15 protein-coding genes are annotated in these 15,847 nt (G+C 71.0%); 8 read left to right on the plus strand and 7 right to left on the minus strand.

The annotated features are described in order from the left end of the window. Positions 1-17: 17 nt before the first annotated feature. Together HUT10_RS36225 and HUT10_RS36230 are read left to right on the plus strand one after the other, a co-directional pair. Positions 18-713 (plus strand): SDR family oxidoreductase, encoded by a 696-nt coding sequence (locus HUT10_RS36225; RefSeq protein WP_176175296.1) that lies wholly within the window; start codon positions 18-20, stop codon positions 711-713. A gap of 90 nt (positions 714-803) precedes the next feature. Next, positions 804-1,475 carry a hypothetical protein gene (locus HUT10_RS36230; protein WP_254897175.1) on the plus strand — a complete coding sequence of 224 codons (672 nt, stop codon included), beginning with the start codon at positions 804-806 and terminating at the stop codon, positions 1,473-1,475. Positions 1,476-1,478: 3 nt separating this feature from the next. Here HUT10_RS36230 and HUT10_RS36235 read toward each other — a convergent pair whose 3' ends face one another. Continuing rightward, positions 1,479-1,916: a GNAT family N-acetyltransferase gene (locus HUT10_RS36235; protein WP_176175297.1), complete on the minus strand. Its 438-nt coding sequence runs from the start codon at positions 1,914-1,916 to the stop codon at positions 1,479-1,481. 161 nt (positions 1,917-2,077) lie between these two features. Here HUT10_RS36235 and HUT10_RS36240 point away from each other — a divergent pair, with 161 nt between their 5' ends. Continuing rightward, positions 2,078-2,260: a hypothetical protein gene (locus HUT10_RS36240; RefSeq protein ID WP_254897176.1), complete on the plus strand. Its 183-nt coding sequence runs from the start codon at positions 2,078-2,080 to the stop codon at positions 2,258-2,260. 23 nt (positions 2,261-2,283) lie between these two features. Here HUT10_RS36240 and HUT10_RS36245 read toward each other — a convergent pair whose 3' ends face one another. The 5 genes from HUT10_RS36245 to HUT10_RS36265 all read right to left on the minus strand — a co-directional run bounded on the left by HUT10_RS36245 (position 2,284) and on the right by HUT10_RS36265 (position 7,382). Beyond that, positions 2,284-3,783, minus strand: coding sequence for an alpha/beta hydrolase (locus HUT10_RS36245; RefSeq protein ID WP_176175299.1), 1,500 nt, complete (start codon positions 3,781-3,783; stop codon positions 2,284-2,286). Between the two features lie 82 nt (positions 3,784-3,865). Beyond that, positions 3,866-5,260, minus strand: a complete 1,395-nt coding sequence (locus HUT10_RS36250; protein ID WP_176175300.1) for an MDR family MFS transporter — start codon at positions 5,258-5,260, stop codon at positions 3,866-3,868. Positions 5,261-5,348: 88 nt separating this feature from the next. Continuing rightward, positions 5,349-5,678 (minus strand): hypothetical protein, encoded by a 330-nt coding sequence (locus tag HUT10_RS36255; protein WP_176175301.1) that lies wholly within the window; start codon positions 5,676-5,678, stop codon positions 5,349-5,351. Between the two features lie 231 nt (positions 5,679-5,909). Continuing rightward, on the minus strand, positions 5,910-6,806 hold the full coding sequence (locus HUT10_RS36260; protein WP_254897177.1) for a hypothetical protein: 897 nt from the start codon (positions 6,804-6,806) through the stop codon (positions 5,910-5,912). Between the two features lie 111 nt (positions 6,807-6,917). Further along, complete coding sequence (locus HUT10_RS36265; protein WP_176175302.1) at positions 6,918-7,382, minus strand: GNAT family N-acetyltransferase; 465 nt, start codon at positions 7,380-7,382, stop codon at positions 6,918-6,920. 60 nt (positions 7,383-7,442) lie between these two features. Here HUT10_RS36265 and HUT10_RS36270 point away from each other — a divergent pair, with 60 nt between their 5' ends. Together HUT10_RS36270 and HUT10_RS36275 are read left to right on the plus strand one after the other, a co-directional pair. Beyond that, positions 7,443-8,024, plus strand: coding sequence for a TetR/AcrR family transcriptional regulator (locus tag HUT10_RS36270; RefSeq protein WP_176175303.1), 582 nt, complete (start codon positions 7,443-7,445; stop codon positions 8,022-8,024). A gap of 75 nt (positions 8,025-8,099) precedes the next feature. Next, positions 8,100-13,349 carry a hypothetical protein gene (locus HUT10_RS36275; RefSeq protein ID WP_176175304.1) on the plus strand — a complete coding sequence of 1,750 codons (5,250 nt, stop codon included), beginning with the start codon at positions 8,100-8,102 and terminating at the stop codon, positions 13,347-13,349. On the opposite strand, the gene HUT10_RS36280 is transcribed toward HUT10_RS36275, so the two are convergent. After that, on the minus strand, positions 13,306-14,271 hold the full coding sequence (locus tag HUT10_RS36280; RefSeq protein WP_176175305.1) for a helix-turn-helix domain-containing protein: 966 nt from the start codon (positions 14,269-14,271) through the stop codon (positions 13,306-13,308). The genes HUT10_RS36275 and HUT10_RS36280 overlap by 44 nt on opposite strands. Positions 14,272-14,322: 51 nt before the next feature. On the opposite strand from HUT10_RS36280, the gene HUT10_RS36285 reads away from it, so the two are divergent. From HUT10_RS36285 to HUT10_RS36295, 3 genes are read left to right on the plus strand one after another with little or no spacing between them, the layout of a single operon-like run. Then, complete coding sequence (locus HUT10_RS36285) at positions 14,323-14,703, plus strand: cupin domain-containing protein (protein WP_176175306.1); 381 nt, start codon at positions 14,323-14,325, stop codon at positions 14,701-14,703. Between the two features lie 10 nt (positions 14,704-14,713). Further along, positions 14,714-15,289, plus strand: a complete 576-nt coding sequence (locus tag HUT10_RS36290; RefSeq protein ID WP_176175307.1) for a GNAT family N-acetyltransferase — start codon at positions 14,714-14,716, stop codon at positions 15,287-15,289. A 32-nt stretch (positions 15,290-15,321) separates the two neighbouring features. Next, positions 15,322-15,825 (plus strand): helix-turn-helix domain-containing protein, encoded by a 504-nt coding sequence (locus HUT10_RS36295; RefSeq protein WP_176175308.1) that lies wholly within the window; start codon positions 15,322-15,324, stop codon positions 15,823-15,825. Positions 15,826-15,847 lie beyond the last annotated feature (22 nt).

Consider the following 15,847-nt stretch of genomic DNA (forward strand, 5'->3'; position numbering starts at 1 on the left):
ACGAAAGGAGCACCGAAATGTCGTTCTCGGGAAAGCGGCTGGTCATCGTGGGTGGCAGTGCGGGAATCGCCCGGCAGATCGCGGTGGACGCGGTCGCGGCGGGCGCGGAAGTGATCCGGGCGGGCCGGAATCCGGCGGCGCCGGCGGAGCCCGGCGTCCGGACCGCGTTCGCGGATCTGGGGGAGGAATCGTCGATGAAAGCGCTTGCCGAAGAAGCAGGCGAAGTGGACTACGTGGTCTCACTGGCCGCGGCGCCGGCCAACGGCCCGGTCACGACGCTGGAGCGGGACGCGGTCGCCCGGGCCTTCGACGCCAAAGTGGTCGGTCCCCTGATGCTGGCCAAGCACTTCGCCCCGCGGTTCCGCGAAGGCGGGGCGATGGTGCTGTTCTCCGGGGTCGCCGCCTGGCGCCCGATGCCGGAAAGGACGGTCATGGCGACCACGAACGGCGCGGTCGCGTTCCTTGCGGAAGCGCTCGCCGTCGAGCTGGCCCCGATCCGGGTCAACGCGATCTCCCCGGGGATCGTCGACTCGGGCGCGTGGGACCGGCTCGGCGAGGCGAAAGCGGAATTCTTCCGCCGGACCGCGGAAGCGAATCCGGCCCGCCGGGTGGGCCGCCCCGCGGACGTTTCGGCGGCCACCCTCCAGCTGCTGGCGAACCCGTTCGTCACCGGCTCGGTGCTGCATGTGGACGGTGGCGGCCGGCTCGGGTGATCGAGTCTTTACAGCGACTTGAAGCGTTTCTATGATCGGCCGTCCGGACGCGTTGCCGCCGGCGTCCGGACGGCCCAGGTGGAGGGTTTGATGGCACGTAGGGCTCCGCGCCGGGAACAGGTCACCGTCGCCGAACTGCTGGTCCGGTCCGACGCGCCGCGCGACCGTTACCGCGACGAGGACACCCTCGTGCTGCCCCGGGCCCGGCACCGGGAGAAGCCGCAGGTCCTGCGGTCGCTGTCGCGGCTGCGCGTGGTGTCCGTGGTCGCGGGGGCGCTGGCGTTGACGGGCGGGGTCAGCGCGGCGGTGTCGATGCCGTCCGCGCGCGACACGGTGGCGGCCTGGCCCCCGGCCGGGTTGGAACCCCCGGCGGTGGCCCTGGTTCCGCTCCCGGCTGACGTCGTCGTGCCCCCGGCGAAGCAGGCGCCGCCGTCGGCTCCGGAATCCGTGGCCGAACCCGGCCAGCCGGCTCCGATTTCTCCGGTGGACGCCGACTCGGAGGCGGATTCCCTCAGCCCGGGTCACCAGGGAACCCTGGCCCGCGCGGTGAAGGTCGTCGACAAGGTGAAGCCGCTGGCCAAGGCGAAGCCGAAGCTGCCCGAACAGGCGGCGCCGGTGCGCCACGAGATCCCGGACGTTCCGCTGTGGTCCCGCGGCCGCCCGGGAACCCCGGACTGGCCGTCGATGTGGGGCGGCCGCCGCCCCGCGGGCCCGTCGTTCGGCGGGCACCACGAATGCGGCGGCGGCCGGCACCGTCGGTGAGGGTCAGCCGAGCGGGATCTGGTACTGCATGAAGCCCTTGTCGAGGGCGATCCGGTCGTAGAGCTGCCGCGCGGTGGTGTTCGACGCCTGGGTGTGCCAGTAGACGCGGGCACACCCCTGTGCGCGGGCCCAATCGGCCACGGCTTCGATGAGCGCCCGCCCGGCCCCGCGGCCGCGCGCCGCCGGATCGGTGAAGAGGTCCTGCAGGTAGCAGACGTCGGCCGAAGTGGTGCTGACGTGCGTGAAGAAGTGGACGATGCCGACGAGCCCGCCCTCGGCCCGCGCGCCGAGGGCGTGCATCCGTTCCCCGGCGGCGAACTCGCGCCACGCCCGGTCCACCAGGTCCGGAGCGAGCGTCCTGCCGTAGAACGTGTTGTAGCCGGCGAACAGGTTTTCCCAGGCAGCGCGGTCGTCTTCGGTGAGGCCCCCAATGGTGATCATGGTCCGAGGCTAACCAGCGAGGGACACGTACCGGACACAACTCGCCAGTAAGGTGACGAACCCGAATCCAATTCATAGAATCGCCACGCCCGGGTCGGCAAAAGCAGCGGAGGTTCCTGATGGGGCGCACGGCGCACCGTGGCAGCGGCAAGCCTGTGACGGTGAGCGAGCTGATGCTGCGGCCGGATGTCCGCGGCCGTCGCCGCCCCGAGGACCTGGAAGTGCTGGAGCTGGCCTACCGCATGCGCCGCCGGATCGGCCCGGAGGCGGCCGCGCGGGTGCTGTCGCCGGGAGCGCGGGCCCTGGCGGCGGTGACCGGTCTCTGGCGACGCCGGGGCCGGTAGCCCGCGGAAACCCCGGCGGCCGCTCAGAAACCGATTGTCGACGGCGGCCGCGCAGCCAGCGCCGTTGCCGTTCCCGGCTCGACCGCCGCGCAGTGCGTGCCCCGGGCCGGAAGCTTCCCGGAGATCAGGTAGTCGTCGGTCGCCTTGACCACGCACGCGCTGTTCTTGAAGTAGGCGCCGTGGCCCCAGCCGTCGTAGGTGAGCAGGGTGCTACCCGTCTGGCGGGCCACGGCCTGCGACCACGCGTACGGCGTCGCCGGGTCGTGCCTGCTGCTCAGCACCAGCAGCGGTGGTGCGCCGTGGACCTGCAGCGGGTGCTGCGGGTTGCTCGTCCGGTTCGGCCAGCCGATGCAGCCGGTGAGCGCCGTCCAGCCCAGTGAGTTGACCTTGACGTCCGGGGCGAACGCCGCGGCCACCCGCCGGTACGTTTCGAGCTCGGCGAAGTCGTGCACCGGCAGCCGCCAGTCGTCGCAGAACACGCTCGGGAAGACGTAGTTGATCGGGATGTCTTCGCGCAGCTTCGCCGAGGCGCCCGGCGCGGTGCCGTCCGCCAGCAGCTTGAGCACCGTCGCGAGCCTGTCCCAGCTGGGGCCGTAGAAGTTGCCCTGGAAGATCCCGGCCAGGTCCAGTGGCTCGATCACCTCTTCGCTGCGCGGGTCCCTCAGCTCTCCGCGCGCCGCCTTGTCCTGCAGGTCACGCGTGAGCTTCGAAATGTCACGTCCGTGCAGCGCGCAGCTCGGCGTCCGCTGGCACCACGCGGCGAACTCGCCGAATTCCGCCTGCACCGACCGCGTTTCACTGAGCAGGAACTCGGCCGAGGTGAACTGCGAGTGGTCCATGTTGCTGTCCAGCACGAGCGCGCGGACCTTGTCCGGGAACAGTTCCGCGTACTGCTGGCCCATCAGCGTGCCGTAGGAGACGCCGTAGTAGGTCAGTTTCGGCTCGCCGAGCGCGGCGCGGATGGCGTCCATGTCCCGCGCGACGCTCTTCGTGTCGCCGAACTGCCCGAGCGGGCCGGAGAGCCGGTTGCAGCTCTCGCCGAGCTTCCGGTTGTACGCCGCGAGCTGCTCGAACTCGGCCTGGTTGCGCGGCATGCGCGGGTGGTCGGCGATCAGCTCCTCGAGCCCGCAGGAGATCCGCCCGCTGGCTCCGACGCCACGCGGGTCGAACCCCACGGTGTCGAAGCGCCGGGTGATCTCGGCCGAGAGCGACCAGCCGTTCTTGACCTCCTCGGTGCCTGAGCCGCCGGGACCGCCCGGGTCCATCAGGACCGAGCCGATCCGCGCCTGCGGGTCGGTGGCCTTGCGCCGGGCGAGCGCGACGGTCGTGGTGCCCCGGTCCGGGTGCGCCCAGTCCACCGGCACCGTCACCGCCGCGCAGTCGACACCCGGCGCGTCCGCGCACGGCTGCCAGTCGAGGGATCCCGCGGCCGCGGCGGGCGTGGCCGCCAGCAGGCCGCCCAGCACCGTTGTCGCTGTCACTGTCGCCGCCACCGCGACCAGCCGCCTGAACACCCCTGCCATCGCCAGTCCTCCCCCTACCGACAGTGCATGACCGACTCCAGGAAATCACCGATCAGGAGATCCCGCCAGCTTCCCTGGTGGATCACGCCTTGGCGTCCACTGTGGACGACCGATCGGCCCGCCGGAGCCAGGCCGTGGCCGCCGAACCCAGCACGCACAACGCCACCAGCACGGCGAACGCCCAGCCGAACCCGGTCGCCGGGCCGGCGCCCAGGCCCGCCGACAGCACGATCACGCACACCGCGCCGCCGAGCGCGCCGCCGACGCGCAGCACGATGTTGACGAGCGCGGTGGCGTGGCCGAGCTCGGCGGCGCCGACCGACGCGTACGCCGCGGTCGACGCCGGCATGATCGACAGCCCCAGCCCGGCGCCCCGGACCAGGAGCACGGCCTGGACGAGCCACGTCGGCGTCTCCGGGCCGAACCACGGTAGTGGCACCGTGCTCGCCAGCACCACCAGCGACCCGGCGAGCGCGACCGTCCCGCCGCCGTGGCGGTCGGTCAGCCGGCCGGCGAAGAACACGAACACCGTGGTGGCCAGCCCCATCGGCGCGAGCAGGACGCCCGATTCGGCGGTGCCGGCGCCGAGCCGGAGCTGGAACCACAGGGGCAGCAGCAGCACGGCGCCGAACATCCCGGCGCCGCCGAGCAGCACGGACACCAGTGCCGAGCCCATCACCGGCCGCGCGGCGAGCCGCAGCCGCAGCACCGGGTGCGGGGTCCGCAGCGACCACCAGGTGAACACGCCCATCGCCGCGGCGCCGACGGCCGCGAGGACGACGCGGAGCGGGCCCGGCGCGCCGAGTTCGGTCAGCGCGTACACCAGCAGCGGCAGGCCGAGCGAGACCAAGGCCAGGCCGCGCCAGTCCACCGGCGGCGGCTGCTGCCGGTCGCCGCGCGGCACGTACCGCAGCGCCAGCCCGAACGCGAGCAGGCCGATCGGGACGTTCAGCCAGAACAGCACCGGCCAGGAGAAGTGCGCGAGCAGGAAGCCCCCGACGCTCGGCCCGACGACCGGGGCGAGCCCGACGACGAGGGCGAGCGTGCCCATGGTGCGGCCCAGCCGTTCCGGGCCGACGGCCAGCCCGATCACGGTCTGGCCCGCGGTGACCATGACGCCCGCGGCCATGCCCTGCACGGCACGGCAGCCGATCAGCGTGACGGCGTCCGGGGCGAGTGCGCAGGCCACCGACGTGAGCAGGAACGCGGCCAGCGCGCCGAGCCACAGCCGCCCGGCGCCGAACCTGTGCCCGAGCCACGGGGTGAGCGGCAGTGCGGCCGAAAGGCCCAGCAGGTACGCCGTGGCGACCCACTGGATGGCGACGAGCTCGACGCCCAGGCTGTCCCGCATCGATTCGAGCCCGAGCGCGACGATCGACGCGTCCATGTTGCCGAGGAAGCCGCCGAGCGCCATCACCCCGGAGGCGATCCAGACGGTGCGCGGGATCGGCGGCGGTGCGGTGCGGAGTGCGGTCATGGTGCCGACGGTAAAAGCTCCAGGAAGGTTGAAGTCAACCTCGTCCGGCGGCCGGGCCGGCGGATCGGGCGCGGCGATCGCGCCCCTGTCACTGGGCCGATCGGCGGAAAACCACGCTCCGGCTGCCCGCGTTGAGCCCCCGGTAGTGCTCGAGCGCAGCCACGGACTCGGTGACCTGCTCGAAGCTGGGCAGGGCGCGCACGTTCGCCACCAGCGTCATGTCCTTGCGCGGGATCTCGACGAAGCACACCTCGACGCCGGCGTGCTCGGCGTGGGTGGCCACCTCGGCCAGCCAGGTCGGCAAATCGAGCTCGTCGCCGAGCCATTCGTGCAGGTAGACACACCACTTCCCGCGCAGCAGCTCACCCGCGATGGCTTCCAGGCCGACCACGTACGGCTCGGTCACGCGCTCGGCCATGACCGTTCCCCGCAACACCAAGGCACTGCTTCCCTCCTGCACCCGGCGGCGACCCCTACCGCCGGAAAGCGCTCTCTCGGCGGTGGCCTCCCCGCTCCGCCGAGCAGCGCGAACCCCGGTGGCCGATGACCGAACACCGGGGTCCGCCAACTTACCGGTGGATTTGGTTCCCAGCAACCGTTTCCCGGATATCACGGAAATCGTGTGCACAATCGGCGTGCGGATGCACGGTCATTTCAGCCGGGTGCGCAGCAGGTTGGGGGAGCCGCCGAAGTACGCGCTGTCGGCCACGTACAGGGTGTCACCGCGGACGGCCACCGACGTCGGGTTGGCCAAGCCATCCGAAATGGACAAAATGGTCCGGACCCCGTCGCGGCCGACGCTGACCACCCGGTTCTCCTGGTTGACGGCCGCGACGACGTCCTCGCCGTGGAAGGCGAAGTCGTCGACCGGGCCGAGTCCCGAGGCGACGACCCGGCCGGGTTCCCCGCTCAGCGGGAACCGCACCAGCGTGCCACGGTCCAGGTTGGACACCCAGACCGCGCCGTCGTGCACCTTGACGCCGTTCGCGCCGAAGCCGCCGTCCGGGGCGAGCAGTTCGCCGGTGGCCCAGTCGGTGACCTGCCCGGTGCGCGGGGAGACGCGCCGGACCACCGAGCCGAACGAGTCGGCGACGAAGACGTCCCCGCTGGCGGGATCGCGGGCGACGCCGTTCTGGAAGCCGGACGGCGGCAGCGCGGCCACCTGCACCGGTGCGGCTCCCGGCCGGACGCGGTAGAGGCCGGTCGCCGCGGTGCCGGTCGAAACGGCGACGTAGAGGTCGCCGCCCGGCGCGCGGACGATCCCGCCGAGGAAGAGTTTCCGGTGCACCACCGGGACGTCACCGTCGGCGGGGACCGGGATCCGGGCGATGACGCCGACGTGGCCGCCGGGCGTGACCCGGCCGATTTCGCCGGTGTAGGCGAAGGTGAGGTCGGCGGAGCCGTCGGGCTCCAGTGCGATGTTCTCGGGCTGTTGCCCGGCGGAGAGGTCAAGCGGGATGATTCGCGACGCCGCGTCGGCGGGCGTCGCGGGGACGGCCAAGACGGCGGCCGCGGCCAGCGCGGCGCCGATCTGCTTGATGCGCAAGGGAAACTCCGGTTCGTGGTAGGAACGGCGGAATCGCCGTGCCTCCGACGTTAGGCCGGGTGCGCGTCTGGCCGCCAATAGCTCAGCCTGGGGCGGCCATCGGAAAGCCGATCACAGATCGCGGGCGAAGCAGCGCGAGAGCGGCTCGCCGCGGTACGGCCCGTACGCCTCGATCGGCTCGTAGCCTTCGCGCTGGTAGAAGCGGATCGCGTCCGGTTGTCCGGTGCCGGTTTCCAGCAACAGCCGCGTGATCCCGAGGTCCCGCGCGTGGTCTTCGAGCGCACGCAGCAGGGCGGCCGCGACGCCGGTCCCGCGGGCCGCCGGCTCGACGTACATGCGCTTGACCTCGCCCGACCCCGGCCCGAGCGGCCGCAGCCCGCCGCAACCCAGCGCGGTGCCGCCGGCGTCACGCGCGAGCAGGAACACGGCGACGGTTTCGGCGGTGGGGACCGCGCCGGGTTCGTGGTCGTCGGTGCCGTAGCGGGCGTCGAGCTCGGTCCGCTGGGCCTCGCGCAGGCGGACCGCATCCGGATCATCCCAGGTCACCGGGGTGATCGTCAGCGTGCAGTCGATCATCGGCGTTCACTTTCTTTCCCGTAACAAGCGTTACCGTAGCACCTGTTACGCTTCCGGGCCATGGCGAGGCAGCGTGACGTCCGGGCCCAGCGCGAGCTGCTGTCGAACGCGACGTGGCAGGTCCTCGCCGAAGACGGCCTGCCGGGCCTGACGCTGCGCGCGGTCGCCGAGCGCGCGGGCTGCACGACCGGCTTGGTGATGCACGCGTTCCCGACGAAGAAGGCGTTGCTGCTGCACGCCAGGGACCTCCTGCACGAGCGAACGGCGGCCCGCGCGGACGCGGCGGAGGCGGCGTGCGAGCGGCCGTCCGACGCACTGGCGGCGGTCCTCGGCCAGGCGGTGGACCTCCCGCACGGCCACCACGAGGAATCCCGCGTGTGGGTGGGCTTCCTGGCGGCGGCGTTGGCCGACGACGACCTGGCGGAGCGGCACCGAGCGGCGAACCGGTCGTTCTTGGCCCGGGTGAACCGGTTGGTGGCGACGTGCCGTCCGGAGTGGACGGACGAACGGCTGGAGTGCACGACGAAGAGCTTGGTGGCGTTGGTGGAGGGGCTGAACGTCCTGGCGGCGGCGGACCCGCAGACGTACCCGGCCCGGCTGCAGCGGGCCGCGCTGACCGCGGCACTCGCGCCGCTGAGGTGACGCTGTCCGTCATCACTGAATGTGTTCGGTTGCGGGGTGAACCGCTAGGGTGCTGGTCCGGCGGGAGGAGAATTCGTGACGGAGGAACCACCGCCGGAGCCGGCCAACCACATATCCGGAGAGGCAGCGGGATCGGCCCTGCAGGTCGGCACGGTGCACGGCGACATGTACGTCGGATTCCCGCCGGCTTCTCCAACGGCCGAGCCGGTTCCGGTGGATCCGCCGGCGGACTGGTCGGATCTCCCCGAACTGCCGCTGAAGATCGTTTCCCTGCTGAGGGCTCAGGTCCGCAACGCCGAGAAGATGCCCTACCGGCTGCCGGGGGCGCGCCGGCCGTCACTTGCGACCGTCTACGTCCGCCAAGACGTGACGACCGGGACCGAGCTCCAGCCGTCCGACCAGGCGCGGCCGCTCCCGGTGCTCGATAGCAAGGGCAGGCTCATCGACGTCCCGGGCCCGCCACCGGCCCGGCTGATGGTGCGGCCGCCCTCGCGGTGCCTCAGGGAGGCACTTGACGGTGACGAGCACCTGCTGGTGACCGGTGGGCCCGGCCAGGGCAAGTCAACCCTATCGCTGCGGCTGGCGGCCGAAGCCGCCCGCTGCTGGCAGGGAGCCGCCGGCTCCCCGCCGTTGAGCGAACCGGTTCTCCCGTTGCGGCTGACCGCGCGCGAGCTCGCGAGCCGGCTCGAGCTGCCCTTCTACGAGGCGCTGGCCGAAACCGTCCGCGGTGAGTACGGCGCGATGCTCGCCCAGCCGTTGCGCGCGGAAGACCTGACCGGCCGGGTCGCTGGCTGCCGGTGGCTGCTGCTCGTGGACGGGCTCGACGAAGTCGCCGACACCGCCCTCCGGGACCAGCTGGTCACTGTGCTTGCCGCATGGGCGTCGGATGCGGTCCACCGCGTCGTCCTCACCACTCGGCCGATCGAGGGGGCGACGCTGGCGCCGTTCCAGCGCATCGGCGCGGCGCGCTACGAACTGCTGCCGTTCGACAAGGAGGCGTTCCGCCTGTTCGCCGACCACTGGTTCGCGGAAAGCGCCGGTGCCGCCGAGCGGTTCGTCCGCCAGATCCGGGACGCCCATCTGGAGGAGCTGGTCCGGGTCCCGCTGCTGGCCACGATCGCGGCGATCATCTTCGAGAAGTACGCCGACCGGCCGCTGCCGGACAACCAGTACGAGCTGTACGAGATGTACCTGGGGTACCTGTGGTCGGCGCATGCCGTGCCGCCGGGCCCATTCGACTCGTGCTGCGGGCAGCTCCTGGAGTACCTCGGCCGCGTCCGGCTCGAAGAGGACACGTCCCTGAGCACGGCGGCGTGCCGCTGGGTGGGCGCGAAGCTGCCGGAACTGGGCGCCGAAGCCGGCTGGCGAGAACGGCTCGTCGAGCACCTGGCCTCGGTGGGGCCGTTCCTGTTCCGCGCCGGCGATCTTGGCTTCCTCCACCACAGTTTCGCCGAGCACCTCGCGGCCACCGCCAAGGCGCGGTTACTGCCCGAGACCTTCGAGCCGGCGCATCAGGACTTCGCCGAGTTGCTGCACGCGGCCGAGCCCGAGGAGCGCGGCCGGTACGCCCGGCGTGTGTTGCTGCACTACACGCGGTTGCGCCCGGCGGAGGCGGACCGGCTGGTCGGGCACCTGCACGACAACGGACCGCAGCAGCACCTGCTCGCCGCGCGGCTGCTCGCCTGGCGGGTACCGGCGGGCGCGGACGTCATGAACGCGTTCCTGGCGACGGCCCGAGCCTGGGCCGCCACCACGCAGTACCCGGGCGGGAAGATCTTCGCCGAGGTCAGTCGGGCCGCCCACTACCCGGATCTGGTGGGCTGGCTGCAGGGCCTGATGCGTGACGAGGGCCTGCCGTGGCCTTCGCGTGTCGAGGCCGCCGTGGCGTTGGGGACGCGGCTCGAAAACGACGCCCGCGCGGAGGCGGTGGAGACGCTCCGGACGGTCGTGAAGAGCGTGGAAATCGACGTACAGTCGCGTCTCGACGCGGCCGAAGCGCTCTCGCAGTGCGGCGACGAGGAGCGCGAGGCGGCGGTGCTCGGCTTGGAATCGGTGCTGGAAAGTTCGGCCGTGACGCCGACACAGTACGGCGATGCTGCGGTAGTCCTGGCCGGTTTGGGGCCCAAGCCGCGGGCGCGGGCGATCGGTGCCCTGACCGCCGTATTGGACAGTTCCAGTGCGACGGACCAGGATTTCGTGGCCGCGGCAGTGAGTTTACTGGAAATCGATATCGAGTTTCACGAACGCTGTGCGGCGGTGTTCCGTGCTGTGCTCAACCGCCGTGCTTGGTCGGTTCACGGTGTCGAAGACGCGGCGATCGGCCTGGCGTCGCTGGGGCCGGATCACCTGGCGGAGGCGGCCGACGCGCTCGAGCGCCGGGTCACCGACCTCTGGTTGCACTACACCGCCCGGCTGCACGGCGCTCGCGTTCTGTCGCGGCTGGGCCCTCAGTACCGCATCAGGGCGGGCGAGCTGATACTCGCGCTGGCCGCAGGCTGGGCCGGGAGATGCTTCGACCGGCCCTTCATCGCGTCCACACTTGCCAACTGCGGGCCCGAGTTCCTCGCGGCGACGGTCACCCTTCTGCATTCGGTGCTTGCGGATCCCGCCGCGGGCACGGGGTATCTGCTTTCGGCCGGGAGCAGACTGGCTGAACTCGGGCCTGACCACCGGCCGGACGCCGCCGGGGCGCTGGTGCGTGCCGTCGATCACCCGCTGCAACCCGCCTCACTCGCCATGAATGCTTACGGTGCCCTTGCAGGACTGGGTGAAGCACACCGTGCGCAGGCACTGGCCGGGCTGAGCTCCGCGATGAATCGGCCGGAATCAACCGTCGAAACACGGTACCGGGCGGCATCCGAGCTTGCCCGCCTCGGTCCAGAGTTCCATCCGCAAGCGATCGACCAGCTGGTTCTTCTAACGGCCGCGTCGCTTCCGTTGAAGCTCCGGCTGGAGGTTTGGCGACAGCTCGAGCGACTGGCCCCCGAGCTGGCCCCGCGGGCTTCGGCCGGGATTATCGGACTGCAGCTCATGCAGGAAGACAGTGAGACCTGGGCGGAGGGCCTCTCGCACGACCGTTGGGACGTGTCCGAACCGGACGAGCTGGCCCGGATACTGGAACGGGTGATCGACGACCCGAAACGCAGCGGTCGCCAGCGATACGACGCTGCGATCATCTTGGCGTGGATGCACCGCCGATTCCACAACGCGGCCGCGCTAAGAATCGTAAGGCTACTCCGTGACGATGTCGTCGACGACACCGAAATCGTTGTCATGGGGCGCCTGGTCAGTCGTACCGGCGCGGCGACGCGAAGTCTTGTAGCGGACGGATTGCTGGACAGGGTGCTTGCGCCGGCCACCCGCGCTGACCGGATGTGTGACGCTGCGGCCGCGATGGATGAGCTTGCCTCGTTGAACATCGGCCGGGTGCGTTTCGCGCTCGGTAAGGTTGTCGGCGACTTCACGGCCGAAGCCGAAGCGCGGTGCCACGCTGCGATCCTCCTGGCGAGGAACAATTTCCTGCGACCTGATGCTGCGTTCGAAGTGGTCTTCAGGCTTTGCTCGAAAATAACAGATTTCTCGTGGATTCGTTCGGTTCGCGACGCTGTCGAGCTCGGTGCCGACGTGGTGGAAGACATCCGCGGGTTGGTGCTTGATCGCGATGTGGACCGCTATAGACGGCAGGAAGCCGCCGTTCTCCTCACAGAGCTGGTCCCAGGCGGGGCGTCGGTGGGGGTCGACGAGTTGAAAGTACAAGCTGAGGACCCGTTCACCGATGTCCGCTACCAAAGCGGTGCGATGAGAAGCCTCGTCAGTCTGCACCCCGATACCGCGTCCGTGACCGTCACCGCGCTGCAGGCGACGATGGAGGACGAGCGAAGGCCGATCGACCACCGCTGTGATGCCGCTTTCGAACTTGCGCGCATCGACCAGCCGACAGGGGAGTACGCCCGGCGGATCCTGCTGCGGTTCGTCGGTGATCCTGAACTGAGTCAGGAAGAGCGTGGTGAGGCGTTGAGGGTGCTCAGTTACTTCCGGTCCGATGTCCCGGTGATCCGGTGCCGCCTGGCGCTGGCCCATGACCCGGCGGTCATTTCCGGCAGGATCCGCGCGGCCCTACTGGATGATCTCACCGGCCGAGAACGCCGGTCCGTCGGACGGGCGCTGGTCTCGGACCGGCTCGTCTCAGCGGAGACCTGGTCAGGGTGCATAACCCGATGGAACGACGGTTCTTTCGCGCTGGAAGTCGAGCGAGAACTCCTCGACCGGCTGGGTGGCCCCGAATTCGCACCGGCCGACCGGATCAACGCAGCCTTGGGGCTGAGCAAAATCGCCCCCGCACTCGAACCAGCCGCGGTCGAAGAACTGGAGACACTGAGTCGCGGCAACACCGCTGTTCGTCGCGCGCGACGTGAGCTGGCGTTGTTGGACGACTACTGGCGCGAACGCGTCATCGCCGACGCACAAGCCGTATTGGCAGACGCCGAACGGCCCGGGCGCGAGCGGGCCGACGCCGGCCTCGTCCTGATCGATCTCACCTCCGAACTTCCCATGCCGTGCTGCCAGCAGCTGGAAGACCTGCTGGCCGGCGGACGCATCGCCGATCGGGTCCGGCTTCGTGTCCTGTTCGGGTTGAGGCGCCTGGACGAGCTCCGGACGATCCGCGATGATCAGCGTCGACCGCTGCCGCTCCGGCGGGACGCAGCGAAGAAGCTGACCGACTACTGCCGCGAAGATCGCGTTGCCGCCGCGGAGCTTTTCCAAGCGATCGCTGCGGCCCCCGATTGTCACCCGAGACTGCGCTGGTGGGCGGCCGACGACCTCGCCGAGCTGGGTGCCCGGGGGCACGAACTCGGGACGGCGGCGCTGGAGTCGTTGATGAAGGACGAAACACTCCCCGTGACCGCCCGCAGGGAAGCCGCCGGGCGGCTGGCGGCGCACCGGCCCGATTTGCGTGGCGAGGTACTTCGCGTGTTGCGCAGCTTCCGAGGTGAACGAGACGCGCGGGTCTGGGCGACGATTGGGCACTTCCAGCCAGAGGAAGGGGCGCTGGGCCTGCTCGACCTGGCCCGGGACCAAACCCTGGGCCCGGTCGCCCGCTGCCGCAGTGCCTGGGCTGCCGCGCGCCTGCACCGCAACCACCGGGAAGCCGCTGCAATCGTCGCCCGGGAGATCGCCCACGATGACGGAGCCCCGACCCACATCCGCGTCTCCGCCGCCCGGTTGCTGGCCCTGATCAGCGACCTCTGTCGCCCGGAGGCGCGTGAGCTGATCAAGCGTCTCACGCCGCCGGGCCGAAGCGGCGGCGATACGCGCTCGGGCTGAGGCCCGTGTGACGCCGCAACTGCGCCCGCAAGTTCGCCGCCGTTCCGAAGCCGCTCGATGCCGCTACCCGGTCCAGTCTCAGCTCGCCGCGCTCGATCAAGCGGCAGGCCAGCGAGACCCGTTCCGTCGTCAGCCACGCCAGCGGCGTCGTGCCCAGTTCCGCGCGGAACTTCCGGTGCAGCGTTGCCGGGCTCGTCGCCGCTCGGGACGCCAGGTCCGACACCGTCAGGGGCTGGTCCAGCCGCTCCAGTGCCCACGCCAGCACCGGGGCCAGCGACGTCTCCGGGACCGCCGGGACCGGGCGGGCGATGAACTGCCGCTGGCCGCCGTCGCGGTGGCCGGTGAACACCAGGCGGCGGCTCACCGCGTTGACCACCTCGGCCCCGTGGTCCCGGTTGATGAGGTGCAGGCCCAGGTCCAGCGAAGCCGCGCTGCCGGCCGCGGTGAGGACGTTGCCCTCGTCGACGAACAGCACGTCCGGCTCCCACCGCACCTTGGGGAACCGGGCGGCCAGCGAAGCGGCCCACTGCCAGTGGGTGGTCGCGCGCTTGCCGTCGAGCACGCCCGCTTCGGCGAGGGCGAGCGCGCCGGTGCAGAAGCTGACCAGACGGGCACCGCGGTCGGCCGCGCGGCGGACCGCGGCGATGATCGCCGGGTCCGTCGGGACGTCGGTGTCCGGGCGGGCCGGGACGATCAGGGTGTCCGCGGTGTCGGCCGCCTCGAGACCCGCGACGCCGGAGAGCGTGAACATGCCGAGGTTCATCCGGACGTCCGGCGCCGCCGCGCAGAGCGTGAAGTCGTACCAGGGCCGGCCCAGCTCGGGGCGGCGGAGGCCGAACAGCTCGGTGGCCACGCCCATCTCGAACGGGTTCGACTGCTCGGTGACGATCGCGACGACCCGGTGCGAGAATTCTTGCGACATGTGCGATTCCTAGCACTCCCCGGCCGCCGGAGCCAGGCCGAGGATGGACGCATGAACCCGATCGACCTGAACGAAGTCCTCGCGAGCTTCGACGCCGCTTGGAGCCCGCGCATCGTGACCCGCGTCAACGACTACGACATCCGCCTCGCCCGGTTCGACGGCGAGCACGTCTGGCACGTCCACGAGAACACCGACGAGTTCTTCCTCGTGCTCGACGGCGAGATCGAGATCGGGGTGCGCGACCCGGACGAACGCGTGGTCACGCTGGGCCGCGGGCAGGTCTTCGTGGTGCCGAAGGGCACGTTCCACAAGCCGTCTTCGAAGGGCGGCGCGAGCGTGCTGCTCGTCGAGCCGGCGGGAACGCTGTCGGTCGGCGACGTGCACGACGAGGTGCCCGAGCACGTCGACGTCACCACGGGCCACCTGGTCTAACGTCGGAACCATGCTGACTGTCGTGCCTGCCGACCAGGCGTCGTGGGACGACCTGCTGGCGATCTTCGGCGATCGCGGCGATCCCGCCCGCTGTCGCTGCCAGTACTTCAAGGACACCCCTGCCGAGTGGTGCTCGGGCACCGCCGAAGACCGGGCCGAGCGGTTGCGCGCGCAGACGGCCGACCACGCCACCGGGCTCGTCGCCCACCTCGACGGCGAGCCCGCGGGCTGGTGCGCGGTCGAGCCCCGCACGGCCTACCGCCGCCTGCTCACCAGCCGGCTGGTCTGGGCCGGCCGTGACGAGGACAAGGCGGACGACGGCGTCTGGGCCGTCACCTGCTTCGTCACCCGCAAGGGCTTCCGGCGCCGAGGGGTGAGTGCGGCCCTGGCGAAGGCGGCAGGGGACTTCGCCCGCGAGCGAGGCGCGCGGGCGGTCGAGGGCTATCCGATGGTCGTCGAACCCGGGGAGAAGCTCGCCTGGCCCGGCGAACTGTTCGTCGGCGCCGTCGGCATCTTCGCCGACGCGGGCTTCACCGAAGTCAGCCGTCCGACTGCGCGGCGGGTCGTCATGCGGCTGACCTGCTGAGTCCTTCCAGAGAACGGCGTACCCTCAGCCGCATGAAACGGACGTCGTTCGCGCAGTGGCCGTGCTCCATCGCGCGCACCATGGATCTTCTCGGCGACTGGTGGACCCCGCTCGTGCTGCGGGACGCCTTCTACGGTGTCCGCCGCTTCGACGAGTTCCAGCAGGCGCTCGGCATCGCGCGCAACACCCTCGCCGACCGGCTCAAGCGGCTGGTCGACGAGGGGCTCCTCGAGAAGGTGCCGTACCAGACCGAGCCTGTCCGCTACGACTACGTGCTCACCGAGAAGGGCCGTGACTTCTACCCGGTGCTGCTCGCGATGACCCGCTGGGGCGACAAGTGGCTCGCGACCGAGGCCGGCCCGCCGATCACCGTGCACCACCTCGCCTGCGGGCACGACACGCACGCCGAAATCGTCTGCGCGGAGTGCCGGGAACCGATGACGCCGGACGACACGCGGATGCGCCGCGGCCCCGGCTTCCCGCCGCGGCTGGCGCAGCGGCCGGACGTCGAGGAGCGCTTCGCCCGGCAAGAGTGATTGACAGAGTCAGTCTATCTAC

The sequence above is a fragment of the Amycolatopsis sp. Hca4 genome, from assembly GCF_013364075.1.
Classification (GTDB): Bacteria; Actinomycetota; Actinomycetes; order Mycobacteriales; family Pseudonocardiaceae; genus Amycolatopsis.

Coding starts and splice junctions, on each gene's coding strand:
- HUT10_RS36225 (WP_176175296.1), top strand. CDS start 18: ATGTCGTTCTCGGGAAAGCGGCTGGTCATCGTGGGTGGCAGTGCGGGA.
- HUT10_RS36230 (WP_254897175.1), top strand. CDS start 804: ATGGCACGTAGGGCTCCGCGCCGGGAACAGGTCACCGTCGCCGAACTG.
- HUT10_RS36235 (WP_176175297.1), bottom strand. CDS start 1,916: ATGATCACCATTGGGGGCCTCACCGAAGACGACCGCGCTGCCTGGGAA.
- HUT10_RS36245 (WP_176175299.1), bottom strand. CDS start 3,783: ATGGCAGGGGTGTTCAGGCGGCTGGTCGCGGTGGCGGCGACAGTGACA.
- HUT10_RS36250 (WP_176175300.1), bottom strand. CDS start 5,260: ATGACCGCACTCCGCACCGCACCGCCGCCGATCCCGCGCACCGTCTGG.
- HUT10_RS36255 (WP_176175301.1), bottom strand. CDS start 5,678: ATGGCCGAGCGCGTGACCGAGCCGTACGTGGTCGGCCTGGAAGCCATC.
- HUT10_RS36265 (WP_176175302.1), bottom strand. CDS start 7,382: ATGATCGACTGCACGCTGACGATCACCCCGGTGACCTGGGATGATCCG.
- HUT10_RS36270 (WP_176175303.1), top strand. CDS start 7,443: ATGGCGAGGCAGCGTGACGTCCGGGCCCAGCGCGAGCTGCTGTCGAAC.
- HUT10_RS36280 (WP_176175305.1), bottom strand. CDS start 14,271: ATGTCGCAAGAATTCTCGCACCGGGTCGTCGCGATCGTCACCGAGCAG.
- HUT10_RS36285 (WP_176175306.1), top strand. CDS start 14,323: ATGAACCCGATCGACCTGAACGAAGTCCTCGCGAGCTTCGACGCCGCT.
- HUT10_RS36290 (WP_176175307.1), top strand. CDS start 14,714: ATGCTGACTGTCGTGCCTGCCGACCAGGCGTCGTGGGACGACCTGCTG.
- HUT10_RS36295 (WP_176175308.1), top strand. CDS start 15,322: ATGAAACGGACGTCGTTCGCGCAGTGGCCGTGCTCCATCGCGCGCACC.